Origin of the sequence: Stenotrophomonas sp. SKA14, from assembly GCF_000158575.1 — a bacterium.
GTDB classification, from domain to species: domain Bacteria; phylum Pseudomonadota; class Gammaproteobacteria; order Xanthomonadales; family Xanthomonadaceae; genus Stenotrophomonas; species Stenotrophomonas forensis.
Map to the genome: position 1 here is coordinate 1,706,135 of NZ_DS999412.1, position 20,553 is coordinate 1,726,687.

Sequence of the window (20,553 nt, forward strand, 5' to 3'; positions counted from 1 at the left end):
TTTCGGTTTACCATGCCGACGCCCGCGGCGCGGGAGTCATCAGGGCAGCGTGAGGAGGCAATCGGTGGTGTATCTGCGGGCGGCCATGCTGCTGCTGATCCTCCTGTGCTGCCTGTCACCCGCTGCCGCACAGCCCGTGCCACCCAGTCCGCGCCAGGTGACGGTGTTTGACGGTCTGCCGTCCAATACCGTCAACCGCATGGCTGAAGACCGCTACGGCTACCTGTGGATTGCCACCAACGACGGTCTGGCCCGCTACGACGGGCGCAACTACCGGATCTGGCGTTCGGAAGATGGGTTGCGCGACAACCGGATCTGGTCGGTGCTGGTCGATGCGCGCAACCAGCTCTGGATCGGGACCGAGAATGCCGGCCTGGTACGGATGTCGGCCGACCGCCGCCAGCTGCACTTCTACGACCGCAGCAGCCAGCCGCTGATGGGGACCAATACGGTCTGGAGCCTGGCGGCCACGCCGGATGGTTCGGTCTGGTTCGGCACCCACGAGGGAGGGCTGTACCGGCTGGACAACCAGGATCGGCTGCAGCGCTTCCTGCCGGAGGCCAACAATCCGCGCAGCCTGCCGGCCGCATCGGTTCCGTATCTGGCAACCCTGGCCGACGGCAGTTTGTGGATCGGTACCAAGCATGGCGTAGCGCGCTGGACCGGAACCGACTTCGAACGTGTCGGCACCGACGTCATCCCCAGTCTGCTGATCAATGGCCTGACTGCCGAGCCCGACGGCAGCCTGTGGATCAGCACGATGGCCGGTGCCACCGTACGCCGCCCCGACGGTCGCTTCGAGACACCGCCGTGGACGCTTCCGCAAGGGGAGCAGGTGCTGGGCATGATGCTGCGCGACGAACAGGGCGGCTACTGGCTGGATACCCGAACCGGCCTCGGCCGTGCGGTCGATGGCCAGTACCAGGCCGTGCCGTTGTACAGCGCGGTGGCGCGTGGCCCGGTGCGGCCGAACTGGACTGGTGCCTACGAGGACCGCGAGGGCGGAATCTGGCTGGCCAGTACCAACGCCGGGCTGTGGCACCTGCTGCCTCGCTGGTGGCAGTTCTCGGTGCTGTCACGGCTGGAGGACGACCCCAGCTCGCTGCGCAACGCCTTCGTCCTGGGTACCAGCCCCTCCAGCAATGGCGGCATCTGGACGGTCGGCAGCCATGGTGCGCTGGACCGTTTCGACCCGAAGACCGGCAAGGTCGAGCAGCACCGCACCTGGGTCAATGGCATGCACTGGCTGAGCTCGGTGCGCGAGGATCGCCGCGGCCAGGTCTGGATTGGTTCCAACGATGCACTGCTGCGTTATGACCCGAAGCTGCGCGATCTGCGCCGCTGGGGGCGTGATGCCGGTGCCGATGCCACCATGGAAGGGGTCATCGAATCGATGATGACCTGCGATGGCGACAGCCTGTGGCTGATGCTGTCATCCGGCCTGCAGCAGCGCGACCTGGACGGGCGCCTGCGTCGCCAGCTGGACAATGGCCAGCGCGGCCTGCAGCAGGGCCAGCTCAACCTGGATGTGGAATGCGGGCCACAGGATCACATCTGGCTGGCCAGCAGCCGTGGCCTGCTGCAGTGGTTGCCGGAAAGCGAGCGCTTCCAGCCGGTGCCTGGCGCCCCGGCGACCGCGATCCACGCGCTGCATGTGGGCCGCGATGGCCAGGTGTGGCTGTCCGAGGATGGCCGGCTGTCGCGCTATCGCTGGAGCCAGGGGCGGCTGGAGAGGCAGGCGGTGGTCGGCGCCGAGCAGGGCTATCCGGCGATCTCCGCGTCCGGGCTGGTGGTCGACGAGCAGGGCGTAGCGTGGGCCACGAGTGCGCGCGGCCTGGTCCGGATCGGCACCGACGGCCAGAGCGTGCGCCTGTATGGGGTGCACGATGGCCTGCCCAGCCAGGAATTCCGCGAGCACACCCTGGTGATGTCGGGTGACGGCCACCTGGTGGCCGGAACGCCGGCTGGCGTGGTGGTGTTCGATCCTGAACAGGTACGGCCGTCGGTGCGGCGTGCGCCCCTGGTGATCGAACGGGTCGAGGTGCGCCGCAACGAGCAGGTGCTTGACCTGACCCACGACGCGCCGCTGCAGATCGCCGATGGCGATCGCGACCTGCGCATCGTCGCGCGGCTGCTGTCGTTCGCCGATTCGGCTTCCAATACGTACCGCTACCGTCTGGCCGGCTACGATCCGGATTGGGTCGAAGTCGGACCGGCCGGTGAGCGCCTGTTCTCGCGCCTGCCCCCGGGCAGTTATCGGCTGGAAGTGCAGGCACGCTCGGCCGACCATGTCTGGTCGCGGGTGCAGAGCCTGGAGTTTCGCGTGCAGCCGCCGTGGTGGCGCAGCCTGTCTGGCCTGCTGGTGTTGGCCTCGATCGCGTTGCTGCTGACCAGCTGGTTCGCCTGGTTGTACCGGCGCCGCCTGCAGCGTCGCCATGCCTATCAGCTGGCACTGCACAAGCAGGAACTGGCCGAGCAGGCCTCGGCGGCCAAGACCCGTTTCCTGGCCAACCTCGGCCATGAAATCCGTACGCCGATGACCGGCGTGCTGGGCATGAGTGAGCTGCTGCTGGCGTCGCCGCTGGACCCGCAGCAGCGCGGTTACACGCAGTCGATCCGGCACGCGGGCGAGCATCTGCTGCACCTGGTCAACGATGCGCTGGACCTGGCACGTATCGAGTCCGGGCGGCTTGAACTGCAGCAAAAACCGTTCGCGCTGAGCTGCCTGCTGCAGGACCTGGCCGCGCTGATGGGGCCGCTGGCTGCGCAGAAGGGCCTGCGCTTCACCCTCGACAACCAGCTGCCGCCGGGCCTGCAGGCCACCGGCGATGCGATGCGGGTGCGCCAGATCCTGCTCAACCTGCTCTCGAACGCGGTCAAGTTCACCAGCCGTGGCACCATCACGCTGCACGCGCGCAGCGATGGTGAGCTGCGCGCGCTGCATTTCGAGGTGCGCGACACCGGCCCCGGCATCAGCCAGGAACAGCAGCAGCGCCTGTTCCGGCGCTTCGAGCAGGCCGACGGTGCACGTACCGCCGCACAGTACGGTGGTAGCGGCCTGGGCCTGGCGATCTGCCGCGAACTGGCGCAGGCGATGCAGGGGCGCATCCAGGTGGAAAGCCAGCTGGGCCGTGGCACCTGCTTCGGCGTTACCCTGCCGTTGCCGATGGTGGTTGATGCCAGTGCCGAAGCCGAAGGCGGAACGCACCGCGAGGAGGCTGCGAACATGCCGCCGCTGCGGGTGCTCCTGGTCGAGGACGACGCGACCGTGGCCGACGTGGTGCGCGGCTTGCTGAGCGCACGAGGCCATGAGGTAACCCATGCGGGTCATGCGCTGGCGGCGCTGCGCGAGATCAGTGCCGGCGATTTCGACGTCGGCCTGCTCGATCTGGACCTGCCGGGCCTGAGCGGATTCGAGCTGGCCCAGCACCTGCGCAACCAGGGCTACATGCTGCCGCTGCTGGCGGTGACCGCGCGTACCGATCCGGATTTGCAGCAACAGGTGGAAGCGGCGGGCATCGGTGGCTTCCTGCGCAAGCCGGTGACCGGGGAACTGCTGGTGGAAGCGATCGCCCGGGTGATGGGCAGGTAGGGGTTCGGCAGGGCCACAGGCCCTGCACCCGCCGAAGCCTCAAGCCAGAGCCACGTCAACGTCAGAGGCTGGCTTCCTGGGGGATGGCGGGGTGGGTCCGGTTGCGGGGGACGCCGTAAATACATCCATGTAGGCTCGGTCGCCGCATCCATGCGGCTCACGCCCCCGCAACCGGACCCACCCCGCCTTCGACAGATTTCTGCGATCTGCAGTAGATCCACGCCATGCGTGGATGAATCTCCATCGAAATCGAATATTTCGAATTGAAACCGAAAAACATCCACGCATGGCGTGGATCTCCCGTGTCGACCAAGGTCGACACCTACCGACAGCTAGCGGAATCTGTCAGAGGTGGGGCGGTGTCGGGTTGCGGGGTGTCCGCGGCATGGATGCCGCGGCCAAGCCCCCATGGACGGGTTCACGGCGTCCCCGCAACCCGACACCGCCCTACCAACCCACGGAATGCCCGCTCTTGATGTTGACGTTGCCGTTGCCGTTGCCTGCAGCAGGTGCAGGGCCGCAGGCCCTGCCGACCCCCTCACTCCGCTACGTGCTCGACCTGTCGTGGCTCCGGCTTGGTATCCGGCAACTGCCAGAAAATCATCGTCGACGTCAGCGTGATCGCACCCACGCACAGGAACGTGGCATGCAGCGCAGCGGTGGCACTGTTGCTGTCCAGGTGGGCACCGAACGCAGCCAGCAGGCTGCCCGCCGCGGCGGCACCGAAACCGGCGGCGAGCATCATCACCATCGACAGCAGGCTGTTGCCGGAACTGGCGAACTCGCGGTCGAGGTCGCGCAGGGTCACGGTGTTCATCACGGTGAACTGCAGCGAATTGACCGCGCCGAAGAACGCCAGCTGCAGCAGGCGCCACGCCAGGTGCTGGCCCGGTGTCATCAGGATGAAGCTGGCCATCGCCAGCCCCACCAGCACGGTGTTGACCATCAACACGCGGCGGTAGCCGTAGCGCTCGACCAGTTTCACCGCCAGCTTCTTCGACACCATGCCGGCCGCAGCGACGGGCACCATCATCAGGCCGGCGTTCATCGGGCCCAGGCCCAGGCCGACCTGCAGCAGCAGCGGGATCAGCATCGGCATGGCACTGCTGCCGATGCGCGAGAACAGGTTGCCAAGTATGCCGATGCGGTAGCTGGGCACGCGGAACAGTGCCAGCGAGAACAACGGCGCGGTGGAGTTGGCCGCGTGCAGCCAGTAGCCCACCAGCGCTGCCAGGCCGGCAACGGTCATCAGCATCACCAGCGCGTGCGGGGTGCCGAGCCCGGAGATGCCGTCCAGCGCCAGCGACAACACCACCATCGCAAAGGCCAGCATGACGTAGCCGCGCAGGTCGAAGCGGGTGCGGTGGCTGGCGTAGTGGTCAGGCATGATCTTCATCGCGGCGATGAAACCGATCACGCCGATCGGCAGGTTGATCAGGAACACCCAGTGCCAGGACGCGATCTCGACCAGCCAGCCACCCAGGGTCGGGCCGATCAACGGACCGATCAGGGCCGGAATGGCGATGAAGCTCATCGCGCGCAGGAAATCCTCGCGCGACACTGAACGCATCACCGCCAGCCGGCCGACCGGCAGCAGCATCGCGCCACCGATGCCCTGCAGCACGCGCGCACCGACCAGCTGGTGCAGGTGCTGGGCCAGCGCGCAGGCCAGCGAACCGAGAGTGAACAGGATGATCGCCACCAGGAAGGTGCGCCGCGTGCCATAGCGGTCGGCGATCCAGCCGGAGGCCGGGATGAAGGTGGCTACCGCCAGCGCGTAGCTGAACACCACCGACTGCATCTGCAGCGGGCTCTCGCCCAGGCTGGCCGCCATCGCCGGCAGGGCCGTGTTGACGATGGTCGAATCCAGCATCTGCATGAAGATCGCCAGCGACACCAGCCACAGCAGGGGGCGGTGGCGGGCGTAGTTCGATGGCGATGTGGACATGGCGTGCGGCCGGTGCAGCGTGGGGGATGCCATGATCGCGCAATGCGGGTCACGGCGCGATCAACATCGCGCCGTGGTTGCCTGCGCAATGCTCAGCGCTGGCTGTGCGCGTGCACCGCGTCGACCAGTACCTGCACGTGCGCCGGGTCCATGTCCGGTGACATGCCGTGGCCGAGGTTGAACACATGGCCCTCGCGCGAACCACCATTGCCGGCGGCGTAGGTGTCGAGCACGCGTGCTGCAGCGGCGGCGATCGCATCGGGCGAGGCGTACAGCGTGGTCGGGTCGAGGTTGCCCTGCAGGGCAACGCGGCCACCGGTGCGGCGCAGGGCCTCGTCCAGGTCCAGCGTCCAGTCCAGGCCGAGTGCATCGGCGCCGGTCTGCGACAGCGCTTCCAGGTGCAGGCCGGTGCCCTTGCCGAACAGGATCAGCGGCGTGCGCTCGCTGCCTTCGCCGCGCTCCAGGCCCTGGGCAATCCGCTGCAGGTAGCGCAGCGAGAACTCGCGGTACATCGCCGGCGACAGCACGCCGCCCCAGGTGTCGAACACCTGCAGCGCCTGCGCACCCGCCGCGCGCTGCGCACCGAGATAGGCGATCACCGCCTCGGTGGTGACCTCCAGCAGGCGGTGCAGGGCCTGCGGGTGGTTCAGCGCCATGGCCTTGATGCGCGAGAAGTCCTTGCTGCCGCCGCCTTCCACCATGTAGCAGGCCAGTGTCCACGGGCTGCCGGAGAAGCCGATCAGCGGTACCTGGCCGTCCAGCTCGCGGCGGATCAGGCGCACCGCGTCCATCACATAGCCCAGGTCCTGTTCCATGTCCGGCACCGCCAGTTTGGCGATGGCGGCTTCATCACGCACCGGGTGGCGGAACTTCGGGCCTTCGCCTTCGACGAAGTACAGCTCCAGGCCCATCGCATCGGGGATGGTGAGGATGTCCGAGAACAGGATGGCCGCGTCCAGCGGGAAGCGGCGCAGCGGCTGCAGGGTGACTTCGCAGGCGATCTCCGGGGTCTTGGCCATGGCCAGGAAGCTGCCGGCCTTGGCCCGGGTCGCGCGGTACTCCGGCAGGTAGCGGCCGGCCTGGCGCATCAACCAGACGGGGGTACAGTCCACCGGTTCGCGGCGCAGGGCGCGCAGCAGGCGATCGTTGCGGAGAGGGCTGGTCACGATGGGCATTCCTTGGGCGAAAGTTGGCAGCGGCGTCAGTCGCCGTGCGAAAGGATCTGGAAGCCGCGATGCAGTTCGGCATCACGGGCCTTCTCGAAGGCATGGCGTGCTTCATCGGCCCGCAGGAACAGCTCGCGCCGAAGCTGCGAGCGGCCACCGACGCGACCGCTCTCGCGCAGCAGTTCCCAGCCGCCGAACAGGTCCGGCTGCAGGCTCAGGCGCAGGAAGCGCGGTGCCTGCGCACCGGCGTCAGGATGTTGCAGGTAGACGTGCATGGCGCCGATTGTAGCGGGGCCAGGGTGAGCCTCGCCGCAACGCGGTGCCGGCCGCTGGCCGGCAACGTCGGCAACGGGGAAGCCGGCCGGCGGCCGGCACTACCGGACCGACAGCACCTTCAGCACCGCCGCCTCATCCACGTCCGGCACCACTTCGGCACGGCCCAGGCCGCGCCACAGCACCAGGCGCAGGCGGCCGGCCACATTCTTCTTGTCCAGCCGCATGCGGCCGAGCAGGGCCTGCGGGTCCAGCCCGGCCGGGATCGCCACCGGCAGGCCGAGGCGTTCAAGCAGCGCCTGCAGGCGCACGCGGTCGGCGTCGTCGGCCAGGCCGAGGTCGGTGGACAGCTTCGCCGCCAGCACCATGCCCACCGCCACCGCTTCGCCGTGGTTCAGCGCATCGCGGCCGGGCGCCGAGTAACCCTGTTCGGTCTCGATGGCATGGCCGAAGGTGTGGCCGAGGTTGAGCAGGGCGCGTTCGCCTTTCTCGAAGGGATCGCGTTCGACAATCGCGGCCTTGTGCCGGCAGCTGCGCGCGATGGCGTCGGACAGCACGCCGTCTTCGCCAGCGACCAGCGCCTCGGCATGGTGCTGCAGCCAATCGAAGAAGGCGGCATCGCCCAGCGCACCGTACTTCACCACTTCGGCCAGGCCGGCACGCAGTTCGCGCGGCGGCAGGGTGGCCAGCACACGGGTATCGGCGATCACCGCGCGTGGCGGGTGGAAGGCGCCGACCAGATTCTTGCCGGCCGCAATGTCCACGGCGGTCTTGCCGCCGACCGACGAGTCGACCATCGCCAGCAGGGTGGTCGGCAACTGCACGCAGTCCACGCCACGCATCCAGCACGCCGCCGCGAAACCGGCAAGGTCACCAACCACGCCGCCGCCGAGCGCGAAGACGCAGGCATCGCGGGTCGCACCCAACGCGGCCAGCGCTTCGATGGCGCGGCCGAACTCGGCCAGGGTCTTGGAGGCTTCGCCCGCGGCCAGCACGTGCTCGCCGATGATCAGGTCGGGGCGTGCCGCCAGCAGCGTCTGCTTCACCGACGCCAGATAGCGCGGGGCGACTTCGCTGTCGCTGAGCAGCAGCACGTGGCGGCCGCGCACATGCGACGCCAGCGCGGCACCGTCGGCCTGGGCGCCAGCGCCGATGGTGATGGTGTAGGGGCGGTCGCCGCCAACGGCGACCTGCAGCAGTGCGGGGGAAGTCATGCGGTCAGGTCCTGGCGCTGCCATTGCGTGGCCAGCTTGACCACCAGCTGGGCGGTCGCGTCGGCAGCGGTATACGGGTCGGTGTCGAGGGTGAGGTCGGCCAGTTCGCGGTAGAGCGGGTCGCGATGTGCGGCCAGATCGTGCAGCACCTGCTCGCGGTCCGGACGCTGCAGCAGCGGCCGGCCCTTGTCGCGGGCCAGGCGTTCCAGCTGTGCGGCCACGCTGACCCGCAGGTAGACCACGAAGCCGCGTTGGGCGATCAGCGCACGGTTGTCCGCATCCAGTACGGCGCCGCCGCCGGTGGAGACCAATTGGCCTTGGCCTTCCAGCACGTGGGCCAGGGCCTCGCGTTCATGGCTGCGGAAGCCGGCTTCGCCCGAATGCTCGAAAATGGTGGGGATGCTGGCGCCGGCGGCATCGACGATGGCCTGGTCGACATCGACGAAGTCCAGCGTGAAGCGCTCGGCAAGGCGGCGGCCGATGCAGGTTTTGCCGGCGCCCATCGGGCCGATCAGGATCAGGTTCGGAGCAGGATTCATGCCCTCTGATGCTAACACCTCCGTGCCCCGGCCTTTACGTTCTTCACGTCAGGGTAGGCGTTCCTGCGGGGTCTCCCGCGCCAGCCGGAGTGCAGGCCATGACGGTCGCCAAGGTCATCGAAATCACCGCCTCCTCGCCGAAAAGTGTGGAGGACGCCGTGCGCAGCGGGCTGAAGAAGGTTTCCGAGACGGTCAAGGGCATCCAGGGCGCCTGGGTGAACGAGACCAAGGTCGTCGCCAACGGCAGCGGCGAGATCACCGAATGGCGGGTCAACCTGCGGGTGACGTTCCTGGTGGAATAGGCGCCTTCAGCGCACGTCCTGCACCTGGCGCTGGCCGTCCAGCACCACCACGTGGTCGGCCAGAGCGGGCAGGGCCTGCAGCGCCTGCCGGCTGACCCGCTCGTAGTACTGCACGAAGCGCTCCAGCTGCGGCCGGCTCATGCCGTGCCGGCCCGGCTGTGCCGCCTGCAGATTCTGTTCCTGCTGCCAGCGCCAGCGTGGTACCACCGCGAAGTCCGGTGGCTGCAGGAACCACAGGCGGTCGCAGCGCTGCCACAGCGCCGGGTAGTCGCGGGCCAGCGCCTGGTTGCACCAGCGCCGCCAGCGCCCATCGGCATCGGCCTCGCGTTCCAGCGCGTTCAGCGGGCTTTCCAGCGCCTCTTCATCCTGCGCGGGCGTGCCGAGGAACCAGCCTTCGAAGACCAGCAGGTCGAGCGGCTGATGCAGGCGTGGCCACTGCGCCTCGGGCAGGCGCTCATCGGCCAGCTTGTCGAAGCGTGGCATTGCGAAGGGCTGGCGCGCGGCCACGGCGTCAAGCACGGCGTGGGCCAGTGGCAGATCGTGGGTGCCGGGCGGCCCACGGGTGATCAGCAGCGGATGCACCTGGCGGGCCAGCCGCTGGCGCTGGGCACGGGTGAGGTAGACATCATCGATCGACAGCGTGGCTGCGTTCAGGCCGCGCGCCTGGGCGCGTGCCACCACCTGCGCGGCCAGCGTCGATTTGCCGCTCCCCTGCAGGCCGCTGATCGCCAATACTGGAACCGCCGTGCCGCTGCCCAGCACATCGTCCAGAACCCGCTCGGCCAATGTTTCGGGGAATCCTTTCACCTGGGGCATATACGCAGCAGCGACCATACCGCCACAATAGCCCAAACCGTGTGAGAAGAACGCAATCATGAGCGACCTGTACGCCGAAGCCCTGTCCACGTTTGCCGGCCTGTTCGAAGAGGCCAAACAGAGCCGCGAGGTCGAGCCGAACGCGATGACCGTGGCCACTGCCGGTGTCAACGGCCGCCCCTCGGCGCGCACCGTGCTGCTGAAGGCGTTCGACGAGCGCGGCTTCGTGTTCTATACCCACCTGGACAGCCACAAGGGCCAGGAGCTGCAGGCCAACCCGCAGGCCGCGCTGCTGTTCCTGTGGCGCAGCCTGCGCGAGGCGGGCATCCAGGTGCGCATCGAAGGCCGTGTCGAGCAGGTCGCCGACGCCGAAGCCGATGCCTATTTCGCCAGTCGCCCGCGCATGAGCCAGATCGGCGCGTGGGCCTCGCAGCAGTCGAAGACGCTGGCGACGCGTGAGGAATTCGACGCGCGCGTGGCCGAGATCGAAGCCCGCTTCGAGGGCAAGGACGTGCCGCGCCCGGAAGGCTGGAGCGGCCTGCGCGTGGTGCCCGACCGCATCGAGTTCTGGTACGGCGCGCAGTTCCGCCTGCACGAGCGCTGGTGCTACGAGGCCGGTGCCGAAGGGCGCTGGAGCAAGCGGCTGCTGTACCCGTGAATGATGCGGCCCGGCTGACGTGTCCTCTGTAGGGCCGAGCCATGCTCGGCTGCTTTTGTAGAGTCGAGCTTGCTCGACTGCTCTATACCCAGTCGAGCAAGCTCGACTCTACAAAAGCGGGTTGTCGTGTTCGGACTGGCCCGCTTCATCTGCGAGCAGGCTGTCGGTCGGCACACTCCGATCGATGCCCTCGACTTCCGGAGTTGCCATGCCGTCCTGGCGTTGCCTGTTTGCCGTGCCTTCACCACGCCGTGGCGTGGAAGCGTCCCTTCTGCTGCTGGCCCGCATCGTGGCCGGGGTGATGTTCTGCGTCTCCGGCTGGAACAAGGTATTTACCGAGGCCGGGCGTGAGCGCATGGTGCATACGCTGGTCGATGCCGGCATTCCGTTCCCGGTGATCAGTGCGCCGGTGCTCGGCGCAATTGAGTGGATTGCGGGTGGTCTGCTGGTGTTGGGCCTGCTCAGTCGCCCGTCGTCCCTGCTGCTGGCCGCGATCTGTGCGGTGGCGGCGCTGACCGATGGCGTTGCGCGCATTCCGGCCGGGCTGAGCGTGCCGGACTGGCTGAGCTGGTTCTTCTACCTCAGCGAAGTTCCGCTCGGGGTGCTGCTGCTGTGGATTGCTGCGGTGGGCAGTGGCCGGTTCGCCATCGAGGCGCGCTGGGCGCGCTCGCGCAATCTGTAGAGTCGAGCTTGCTCGACTGCTTTTCTGTGGGGCCGAGCCATGCTCGGCTGATTTTCTCTAGTCGAGCAAGCTCGACTCTACAGCCCCTCCGCGCGCAGCCAGCGCCATAGCGTGGTGCGCGACACGCCCAGCGCCTGCGCCATGCCTTCGCGGTCATTGCGGTGTTCCTGCAGCACTGCTTCCAGCTGCGCACGCGGCGGGCGCTTGCCGTTGCTTTCCACTGGCAACGCGGCGGCGCCGTCGTTCACCAGTTCGGGTGCCAACTGCCGCAGTCGCGCCGCATCGATGAGTCCTTCGCCCGGCTGCCAGTGGATGCGCAGGCGATCCACCAGGTTGCGAAGCTCACGCACGTTGCCGGGCCATTCGGCGTTGGTCAGTGTGGTCATTGCAGCCTCGTCCAGCGGCGCGTCGATGCCACGCAGCTGGCGGAAGAAATGCTGTGTCAGCAGCGCAATGTCACTGCGCCGCGCACGCAGCGAGGGCAGGGCGATGCGCAGCGCGGCCAGCCGGTAGTACAGGTCGCGGCGGAAGCTGCCAGACGCCGCGCGCTGTTCCAGTGACTGCAGGGTGGCGGCGACTACGCGCAGATCCACCGGGGTCGGTTCGGTGGCGCCCACGCGCAGCACTTCGCGTTCCTCCAGCACCCGCAGCAGTCGGGTCTGCAGCGGTAGCGGCAGTTCGCCGATTTCGTCCAGGAACAGCGTCCCGCCGTCTGCGGCTTCCACCAGCCCGACACGGCCACCCCGCCGCGCGCCAGTGAAGGCGCCATCGCTGTAGCCGAACAGTTCCGCCTCCAGCAATGATTCGCTGATCGCACCGCAGTTCAGTGCAACGAAGCGGCCGCGACGACCGCTGGCCGCATGCAGCTGGCGTGCCACCAGTTCCTTGCCGGTGCCGGTTTCGCCGGTGACCAGCACGGTGCTGTCGTGTGGTGCGTACAGCGCGATCTGCGCGCGCACCTGTGCCATTGCATCGCTGTCGCCGAGCAGCTCATGCGCATCGCTGCGCGGGGCAGGACGCCGGCGCGGGGCCGGCCGGTGGCCAGCAGAGCGGGCCAGGGCCTGGGTCAGTTCCAGCGCGTGTTCAAACGCCTGCCGCACCGAATCGGCCGAATACAACAGCACGCCCGGCAGGCCGGCCTGCTCGGCATGATCGATCGCCATGCCGGTGCCGACGATCACCTCGATGCCGTTAGCGCGCAGGTCGGCAATGCAGTCGCGTGCGTCCTCGCGGGTGACAAAGCGCCGATGCTCGATATCCAGGCCGAAGCTCTGCTGGAAATTGCTGAACACCGGCACGTCACTGGCGTGGGTGACCAGGCCGATGCGGCTGGCGATTCGCCGTGCACGCGCCAGCGCTTCCATCAGGTCGAAGCCGTTGGCCTGGATCGGCACCAGCGGCAGGTCGAGCCGGCCGCGCAGCCAGGCGGCGTTGGAGCCGCCGGCAATCACCACGTCGCAGTGCTCACGGCGCAGGCGCTGGCCGATCACCTCCACCGCTTCCTCGAAGCCGAGATTGATCTGCTCGATGCGCGCGCGGCGGTCGAACTCGGGAATGACGTCGCCGAGCAGGCCGGTCAATCGCGAGACGCTGACCGTCCAGATCACCGGGCGACCGGGGTCGGCGTCGGCATGGCGCAGCGGGGAGCGGGGCAGGTACATGGCGGTGGGCAGCGGGCAGGGTGTTTCATGATACATCTGTTTCAATGTTTCATATGTTTCAACTTTGCGGGCCGGTCATCCCCGTGAAATCAATCGCTTGCAGCTTGGCATGGTGCTTGCGCCTACCTACCCGTTCTTCAACCTGGATTGCCGCATGACCGCTTCCACTCCTTTTTCCGCCGGTGCCCGCTTCCGTGAGGCGCTGGCTGCCGAATCGCCGCTGCAGGTGATCGGCGCGATCAACGCCAACCACGCCCTGCTGGCCAAGCGCGCCGGCTTCCGCGCCATCTACCTGTCCGGTGGCGGCGTTGCCGCCGGCTCGCTGGGCCTGCCGGACCTGGGCATCAACACCCTGGAAGACGTGCTGGTGGACGTGCGTCGCATCACCGATGTCTGCGACCTGCCGTTGATGGTCGACATCGACACCGGCTTCGGCCCGAGCGCGTTCAACATCGCGCGCACCGTGAAGTCGCTGATCAAGGCCGGTGCGGCGTCCTGCCATATCGAAGACCAGGTCGGCGCCAAGCGCTGTGGCCACCGCCCTGGCAAGGAAATCGTCTCGCAGGGTGAAATGGTCGACCGCGTGAAGGCCGCCGCCGACGCCAAGACCGATCCGGACTTCTTCCTGATCGCCCGCACCGACGCCATCCAGGTGGACGGCGTGGACAAGGCGATCGAGCGCGCCATCGCCTGTGTCGAGGCCGGTGCCGATGGCATCTTCGCCGAGGCCGCCTACGACCTGGAGACCTACCGCCGCTTCGTCGACGCGGTGAAGGTGCCGGTGCTGGCCAACATCACCGAGTTCGGCGCCACCCCGCTGTTCAGCCGCGATGAACTGGCTTCGGCCGGCGTGGCCATCCAGCTGTTCCCGCTGTCGGCGTTCCGTGCGGCCAACAAGGCCGCCGAAAATGTCTACCAGGCGGTGCGCCGCGATGGCCATCAGCGCAACGTGGTGGAGAGCATGCAGACGCGCGAAGAGCTGTATGACCGTATCGGCTACCACGCCTTCGAGCAGCAGCTCGATGCACTGTTCGCCGCCAAGAAATAAGCAGTACCCTGCACCATCAGTTTTCGGAGGGAAAACATGAACGATACGACCGCAACCCCGACCTTCAAGCCGAAGAAGTCCGTCGCCCTGTCCGGCACTGCTGCCGGCAACACCGCGCTGTGCAGCGTCGGCCGCAGCGGCAACGACCTGCATTACCGCGGCTACGACATCCTGGACCTGGCCAACACCAGCGAGTTCGAGGAAATCGCCTACCTGCTGGTGCACGGCAAGCTGCCGACCCGCGCCGAGCTGGTTTCGTACAAGGCCAAGCTGAAGTCGCTGCGTGGCATTCCGGCTGCGGTCAAGGCCGCGCTGGAGGAACTGCCGCCGTCGGCGCACCCGATGGACGTGATGCGTACCGGCGTGTCGGTGCTCGGCTGCGTGGCACCGGAGAAGGATGACCACAACCACCCGGGCGCGCGTGACATCGCCGACAAGCTGATGGCCTGCCTCGGTTCGATGCTGCTGTACTGGTACCACTGGAGCCACAACGGCCGCGCCATCGACGTGGAAACCGACGATGACTCCATCGGCGGCCACTTCCTGCACCTGCTGCATGGCGAGAAGCCGCAGGATTCGTGGGTGAAGGCGATGCACACCTCGCTGATCCTGTACGCCGAGCACGAATTCAACGCCTCGACCTTCACCTGCCGCGTCATCGCCGGCACCGGCAGCGACATGTACAGCGCGATCTGCGGCGGCATCGGCGCGCTGCGCGGCCCGAAGCATGGTGGCGCCAACGAAGTGGCGTTCGAAGTGCAGAAGCGCTACGACAACCCGGATGAGGCCGAGGAAGACATCAAGGCCCGCGTCGAGCGCAAGGAAGTGGTGATCGGTTTCGGCCACCCGGTCTACACCGTCTCCGATCCGCGCAACAAGGTGATCAAGGACGTGGCCCGCGAGCTGTCCGAAGAGCAGTCGAGCATGAAGATGTACGACATCGCCGAGCGCCTGGAATCGGTGATGTGGGACATCAAGAAGATGTTCCCGAACCTGGACTGGTTCAGCGCCGTCAGCTACCACATGATGGGCGTGCCGACTGCGATGTTCACCCCCCTGTTCGTGATCGCCCGCACCGCCGGCTGGAGCGCGCACATCGTCGAGCAGCGCATCGACGGCAAGATCATCCGTCCGAGCGCCAACTACATCGGCCCGGAAGACCGCGACTTCGTCGCCATCGACAAGCGCGTCTGATCCACCTGCTGTATCCATCCGGCCGGCCCTATGCCGGCCGGGTGCTTTCGCCGCCGCACCGCCGGCACCCGGCCCGCCCCAAGTACTCCGCCAGCTCATGAATACCGATTACCGCAAGACCCTTCCCGGCAGCGCGCTGGACTATTTCGACGCGCGTGCCGCCGTCGATGCGATCCAGCCCGGCGCCTATGCCACCCTGCCGTACACCTCGCGCGTGCTGGCCGAGAACCTGGTGCGTCGCTGCGATCCGGCCACGCTCAGTGACTCGCTGAAGCAGTTGATCGAGCGCCGCCGCGATCTGGATTTCCCGTGGTTCCCGGCCCGCGTGGTCTGCCATGACATTCTCGGCCAGACCGCATTGGTCGATCTGGCGGGCCTGCGCGATGCGATCGCCGACAAGGGCGGTGATCCGGCCAAGGTCAATCCGGTGGTGCCAGTGCAGCTGATCGTCGATCACTCGCTGGCGGTGGAGTGCGGTGGTTACGACCCGCAGGCGTTCGAGAAGAACCGCGCCATCGAGGATCGCCGCAACGAAGACCGTTTCCACTTCATCGACTGGACCAAGCTGGCGTTCCAGAACGTGGACGTGATTCCGCCCGGCAACGGCATCATGCACCAGATCAACCTGGAGAAGATGTCGCCGGTGGTCTACGTGCAGGACGGTGTTGCGTTCCCCGATACCTGCGTGGGCACCGACAGCCACACCCCGCATGTGGATGCACTGGGCGTGATCGCCATCGGTGTGGGCGGACTGGAGGCGGAGAACGTGATGCTGGGCCGCGCATCGTGGATGCGCCTGCCCGATACCGTTGGCGTGGAACTGAGTGGTCGCCCGCAGCCGGGCATCACCGCCACCGACGTGGTGCTGGCCCTGACCGAGTTCCTGCGCAAGGAACGCGTGGTCGGTGCGTGGCTGGAATTCTTCGGCGAGGGTGCGGCGGCACTGACCATCGGTGACCGCGCCACCATCTCCAACATGTGCCCCGAGTACGGCGCGACTGCGGCGATGTTCTACATCGACGCGCAGACCATCGACTACCTGCGACTGACCGGCCGCGAGGAATCGCAGGTGGCGCTGGTGGAAAACTATGCGCGCACCACCGGCCTGTGGGCCGATGACCTGGCCACCGCGCAGTACGAGCGCGTGCTGCGTTTCGACCTGTCCAGCGTGGTGCGCAACATGGCCGGCCCGTCCAACCCGCACAAGCGCGTGGCCACCGCCGAGCTGGCCGAGCGCGGCATCGCCGACGAAGCCAAGCTGGAAGCGGGCAAGGCCGAGCAGGCGCAGGGCCTGATGCCCGATGGCGCGGTGATCATCGCGGCCATCACCAGCTGCACCAATACATCCAACCCGCGCAACGTGATCGCCGCCGCATTGCTGGCGCGCAATGCCAATGCGCGTGGCCTGCAGCGCAAGCCGTGGGTGAAGTCGTCGCTGGCGCCGGGTTCCAAGGCCGTGCAGCTGTACCTGGAAGAGTCCGGCCTGCTGCCGGACCTGGAACAGCTGGGCTTCGGCATCGTGGCGTTTGCCTGCACCACCTGCAACGGCATGAGTGGCGCGCTGGACCCGAAGATCCAGCAGGAAATCATCGACCGTGACCTGTACGCCACGGCTGTGCTGTCGGGCAACCGCAACTTCGATGGCCGCATCCATCCGTACGCCAAGCAGGCCTTCCTGGCTTCGCCGCCGCTGGTGATCGCCTACGCCATCGCCGGCACTGTCCGCTTCGATATCGAGAAGGACGTGCTGGGCGTGGATGCCGACGGCAACGAGGTGCGCCTGAAGGACATCTGGCCAAGCGATGCTGAAATTGATGCCGTGGTGAAGGCCTCGGTGAAGCCCGAGCAGTTCCGCAAGGTCTACAACCCGATGTTCAACGTGCGCGTGGAGCATGGTGCAGCGGTCAGCCCGCTGTACGACTGGCGCCCGCAGAGCACCTACATCCGTCGTCCGCCGTACTGGGAAGGCGCGCTGGCCGGTGAGCGCGCGCTGGCCGGCATGCGCGCGCTGGCGGTGCTGCCGGACAACATCACCACCGACCACCTGTCGCCGTCCAACGCGATCATGGCCTCCAGCGCCGCCGGCGAATACCTGGCGAAAATGGGTTTGCCCGAAGAAGACTTCAATTCGTACGCCACCCACCGCGGCGACCACCTGACCGCGCAGCGCGCCACGTTCGCCAATCCGAAGCTGTTCAACGAGATGGTGCGCAACGACGACGGCAGCGTGAAGCAGGGTTCGCTGGCGCGGGTGGAGCCGGAAGGCAAGGTCATGCGCATGTGGGAAGCGATCGAAACCTACATGGACCGCAAGCAGCCGCTGATCATCATCGCCGGTGCCGACTACGGCCAGGGCAGCTCGCGTGACTGGGCCGCCAAGGGCGTGCGCCTGGCTGGCGTGGAAGCGATCGTGGCCGAGGGCTTCGAGCGGATTCACCGTACCAACCTGATCGGCATGGGCGTGCTGCCGCTGGAGTTCAAGCCGGGCACTACCCGCCTGACCCTGGGCATCGACGGCACCGAAACCTTCGACGTGGTCGGCGAGCGCACCCCGCGCGCCGAGCTGACCCTGGTCATCCATCGCCGCGATGGCCAGGACGTGATCGTGCCGGTCACCTGCCGCCTGGACAGCGACGAGGAAGTGGCGATCTACGAGGCCGGCGGTGTGCTGCAGCGCTTCGCCCAGGACTTCCTGGAAGGCGCCAAGGTGGCGTAAGGCATCCGACGGCCCGGCAACGGGCCGTCATTCTTTGCAAGGAACACATCCATGACCTTCCTTCCCCAACTCCGCATTCCCGCCACCTACATGCGCGGCGGCACCAGCAAGGGCGTGTTCTTCCGCCTGCAGGACCTGCCCGAAACTGCGCAGCTGCCGGGCGCCGCACGCGATGCACTGCTGATGCGCGTGATCGGTTCGCCCGATCCGTATGGCAAGCAGACCGACGGCATGGGCGGTGCCACCTCCAGCACCAGCAAGTGCGTGATCATTTCCGCCGCTTCGGTGCCTGACCACGACGTGGATTATCTGTACGGCCAGGTCTCGATCGATACTGCCTTCGTCGACTGGAGCGGCAACTGCGGCAATCTCAGCACCGCGGTCGGCCCGTTCGCGATTGCCAACGGCCTGATCGATCCGGCCCGCGTGCCGCGCGATGGCCTGTGCACCGTGCGCATCTGGCAGGCCAACATCGGCAAGACCATCATCGCCCACGTGCCGATGCGCGATGGGCAAGTGCAGGAGACCGGCGATTTCGAGCTGGATGGGGTGACCTTCCCGGCCGCCGAGATCCAGCTGGAATTCATCGATCCCTCCGACGACGGCGATGCCGGCGCGATGTTTCCCACCGGCAATCTGGTGGACACCCTCGACGTACCCGGCGTGGGCAGCTTCGAGGTGACGATGATCACCGCCGGTATTCCGACCATCTTCCTCAACGCCGCCGATCTGGGCTACACCGGCACCGAGCTGCAGCCGGCGATCAACGAAGACAAGGCGGCGCTGCAGAAGTTCGAAGCCATCCGTGCGCATGGCGCGCTGCGCATGGGCCTGATCTCGAAACTGGAAGATGCGGCGACCCGCCAGCACACGCCGAAGGTGGCCTTCGTGGCGCCGGCGCAGGACTACGTGTCGTCCAGCGGCAAGGCGATTCCGGCGGCGGCGATCGACCTGCACGCGCGTGCGCTGTCGATGGGCAAGCTGCACCACGCGATGATGGGTACCGCCGCCGTGGCGATCGGCACCGCGGCGGCGATTCCAGGCACCCTGGTCAATCGAGCCGCCGGTGGCGGCGAACGCGAGGCAGTGACCTTCGGCCATCCCTCCGGCACGCTGCGCGTGGGCGCGCAGGCCGGGCGCGTTGACGGCCAGTGGACGGTGACCAAGGCCATCATGAGCCGCAGCGCCCGCGTGCTGATGGAAGGCAAGGTGCGGGTGCCGGCCGAATAGTGCTCTGGTAGCTGCCAACCTGGGTTGGCATGGTGCACGGGCAACCGTGCACCGCAACGAGGAGATCGACGATGTCCAGCAACGCGCCCCCATCCAACGAACGTGCAGCGTGGGATGCGCTGCTGGTGGACATTGTCGACTACGTGCGCGACGCGCGCATCGACTCACCGCTGGCGTTCCAGACCGCGCATCATTGCCTGCTTGATACGCTGGGCTGCGGTCTGGAAGCGTTGTCTTTCCCAGCCTGCAGCAAGCTGCTCGGGCCGCTGGTGCCGGGCATCAACGTGGTCAACGGTGCGCGCGTACCGGGTACGCACTACGTGCTGGACCCGGTGCAGGCCGCCTTCAACCTCGGCGCGATGGTGCGCTGGCTGGATTTCAACGACACCTGGCTGGCTGCCGAATGGGGACATCCGTCGGACAATCTCGGCGGCATCCTCGCCGTCTGCGATTGGCTGGGGCGAAACGCACAGGCCCTGCGTCGCCCGCCGCCGACCCTGCATGACGTGCTGCTGGCGATGATCAAGGCGCACGAGATCCAGGGCGTGCTGGCCCTGCAGAATTCGTTCAACCGGGTCGGGCTGGACCATGTGGTGCTGGTCAAGGTGGCCACCACGGCCGTGGTCGCGCACCTGCTCGGGCTGGATCGCGAACGCATGCTCAATGCGCTGTCGCTGGCCTGGGTCGATGGCCAGGCGCTGCGGACCTATCGTCATGCGCCCAACACCGGCTCGCGCAAGAGCTGGGCGGCCGGCGATGCGACCAGCCGTGGCGTGCGCCTCGCCTTGATGGCGGCCAGTGGCGAGATGGGCTACCCCAGTGTGCTGAGCGCGCCGACGTGGGGCTTTGAGGCAGTGTCGATGCACGGCCAGCAGCTGACGCTGGGGCGGCCGCTGGGCAGCTACGTGATGGAGAACGTGCTGTTCAAGATCAGCTACCCGGCCGAGTTCCACGGCCAGACCGCGGTCGAGGCCGCGATCGCGCTGCACCAGCAGCTGCGCGCGATGGGGCGCCGGGTCGAAGACATCGCGCACATCGCGATCCGCACCCAGGAAGCCTGCATCCGCATCATCGACAAGCAGGGCCCGCTGCACAATCCGGCCGACCGCGACCACTGCGTGCAGTACATGGTCGCCATCGCGCTGCTGCATGGGCGGCTGGTGGCCGAGGATTACGAGGACGACGTTGCCGCCGATCCGCGCATCGACGCGCTGCGCGCGAAGATGGCCTGCCATGAGGACCCACGGCTCAGCGCCGATTACCTGGACCCGGACAAGCGCAGCATCGCCAACGGCCTGCGCGTGCGCTTCACCGATGGCAGCGAACTGCCGGAGGTGCTGGTGGAGTACCCGCTGGGCCACGCCCGGCGCCGCGAGGAAAGCATCCCGCTACTGATGGACAAGTTCCGCCGGCACCTGGCCCACCGTTTCCCTACCACCCAGCAGCAGCGCATCCTGGCTGCATCGCTGGACCGGGTGGCGCTGGCGGCGATGCCGGTGACCGACTATGTGGAC

Annotated in this window: 16 protein-coding genes; 9 read left to right on the forward strand and 7 right to left on the reverse strand. The window is 67.4% G+C overall.

Annotated features, from left to right (window positions below; genetic code table 11):
* Window positions 1–64 precede the first annotated feature (64 nt).
* Window positions 65–3,592, forward strand: a complete 3,528-nt coding sequence (locus tag SSKA14_RS07745) for a hybrid sensor histidine kinase/response regulator (protein ID WP_040007271.1) — start codon at window positions 65–67, stop codon at window positions 3,590–3,592.
* A 538-nt stretch (window positions 3,593–4,130) separates the two neighbouring features.
* Here SSKA14_RS07745 and mdtD read toward each other — a convergent pair.
* From mdtD to SSKA14_RS07770, 5 genes are all read right to left on the reverse strand, one after another.
* Window positions 4,131–5,540 carry a multidrug transporter subunit MdtD gene (gene mdtD, locus SSKA14_RS07750; protein WP_040007277.1) on the reverse strand — a complete coding sequence of 470 codons (1,410 nt, stop codon included), beginning with the start codon at window positions 5,538–5,540 and terminating at the stop codon, window positions 4,131–4,133.
* Window positions 5,541–5,632: 92 nt separating this feature from the next.
* The gene (gene hemE, locus SSKA14_RS07755) at window positions 5,633–6,715 is read right to left on the reverse strand and encodes a uroporphyrinogen decarboxylase (protein WP_008268253.1); all 1,083 of its coding nucleotides are present in this window, start codon (window positions 6,713–6,715) and stop codon (window positions 5,633–5,635) included.
* A gap of 26 nt (window positions 6,716–6,741) precedes the next feature.
* The gene (locus tag SSKA14_RS07760) at window positions 6,742–6,981 is read right to left on the reverse strand and encodes a WGR domain-containing protein (protein ID WP_008268100.1); all 240 of its coding nucleotides are present in this window, start codon (window positions 6,979–6,981) and stop codon (window positions 6,742–6,744) included.
* 99 nt (window positions 6,982–7,080) lie between these two features.
* A complete protein-coding gene (gene aroB / locus SSKA14_RS07765) occupies window positions 7,081–8,193 on the reverse strand; it encodes a 3-dehydroquinate synthase (protein ID WP_008265530.1) in 1,113 nt (370 codons plus the stop codon).
* Window positions 8,190–8,732, reverse strand: coding sequence for a shikimate kinase (locus SSKA14_RS07770; protein WP_008268495.1), 543 nt, complete (start codon window positions 8,730–8,732; stop codon window positions 8,190–8,192). Before SSKA14_RS07770 ends, aroB begins: the two co-directional genes overlap by 4 nt.
* Before the next feature lie 98 nt (window positions 8,733–8,830).
* Here SSKA14_RS07770 and SSKA14_RS07775 point away from each other — a divergent pair, with 98 nt between their 5' ends.
* Window positions 8,831–9,034 carry a dodecin family protein gene (locus tag SSKA14_RS07775; protein WP_040007278.1) on the forward strand — a complete coding sequence of 68 codons (204 nt, stop codon included), beginning with the start codon at window positions 8,831–8,833 and terminating at the stop codon, window positions 9,032–9,034.
* A gap of 6 nt (window positions 9,035–9,040) precedes the next feature.
* Here SSKA14_RS07775 and SSKA14_RS07780 read toward each other — a convergent pair whose 3' ends face one another.
* Complete coding sequence (locus SSKA14_RS07780; protein ID WP_040007279.1) at window positions 9,041–9,868, reverse strand: kinase; 828 nt, start codon at window positions 9,866–9,868, stop codon at window positions 9,041–9,043.
* A 40-nt stretch (window positions 9,869–9,908) separates the two neighbouring features.
* Here SSKA14_RS07780 and pdxH point away from each other — a divergent pair, with 40 nt between their 5' ends.
* On the forward strand, window positions 9,909–10,508 hold the full coding sequence (gene pdxH, locus SSKA14_RS07785) for a pyridoxamine 5'-phosphate oxidase (RefSeq protein ID WP_008267097.1): 600 nt from the start codon (window positions 9,909–9,911) through the stop codon (window positions 10,506–10,508).
* A 208-nt stretch (window positions 10,509–10,716) separates the two neighbouring features.
* Window positions 10,717–11,190, forward strand: a complete 474-nt coding sequence (locus SSKA14_RS07790) for a DoxX family protein (protein WP_008266208.1) — start codon at window positions 10,717–10,719, stop codon at window positions 11,188–11,190.
* 77 nt (window positions 11,191–11,267) lie between these two features.
* On the opposite strand, the gene prpR is transcribed toward SSKA14_RS07790, so the two are convergent.
* Entirely contained in the window at window positions 11,268–12,851 is a 1,584-nt protein-coding gene (prpR, locus tag SSKA14_RS07795; protein WP_040007281.1) for a propionate catabolism operon regulatory protein PrpR, read from the reverse strand.
* Between the two features lie 154 nt (window positions 12,852–13,005).
* Here prpR and prpB point away from each other — a divergent pair, with 154 nt between their 5' ends.
* From prpB to SSKA14_RS07820, 5 genes are all read left to right on the forward strand, one after another.
* The gene (gene prpB / locus SSKA14_RS07800) at window positions 13,006–13,899 is read left to right on the forward strand and encodes a methylisocitrate lyase (protein WP_040009439.1); all 894 of its coding nucleotides are present in this window, start codon (window positions 13,006–13,008) and stop codon (window positions 13,897–13,899) included.
* Between the two features lie 36 nt (window positions 13,900–13,935).
* Window positions 13,936–15,093 carry a 2-methylcitrate synthase gene (prpC, locus tag SSKA14_RS07805; RefSeq protein ID WP_008265338.1) on the forward strand — a complete coding sequence of 386 codons (1,158 nt, stop codon included), beginning with the start codon at window positions 13,936–13,938 and terminating at the stop codon, window positions 15,091–15,093.
* A gap of 97 nt (window positions 15,094–15,190) precedes the next feature.
* The gene (gene acnD, locus SSKA14_RS07810; protein WP_008267933.1) at window positions 15,191–17,809 is read left to right on the forward strand and encodes a Fe/S-dependent 2-methylisocitrate dehydratase AcnD; all 2,619 of its coding nucleotides are present in this window, start codon (window positions 15,191–15,193) and stop codon (window positions 17,807–17,809) included.
* A gap of 51 nt (window positions 17,810–17,860) precedes the next feature.
* Window positions 17,861–19,039, forward strand: a complete 1,179-nt coding sequence (gene prpF / locus SSKA14_RS07815; protein WP_008268277.1) for a 2-methylaconitate cis-trans isomerase PrpF — start codon at window positions 17,861–17,863, stop codon at window positions 19,037–19,039.
* Between the two features lie 71 nt (window positions 19,040–19,110).
* Window positions 19,111–20,553 (forward strand): bifunctional 2-methylcitrate dehydratase/aconitate hydratase (locus SSKA14_RS07820; protein ID WP_040007283.1); only part of this gene is annotated, 1,443 nt, incomplete at its 3' end.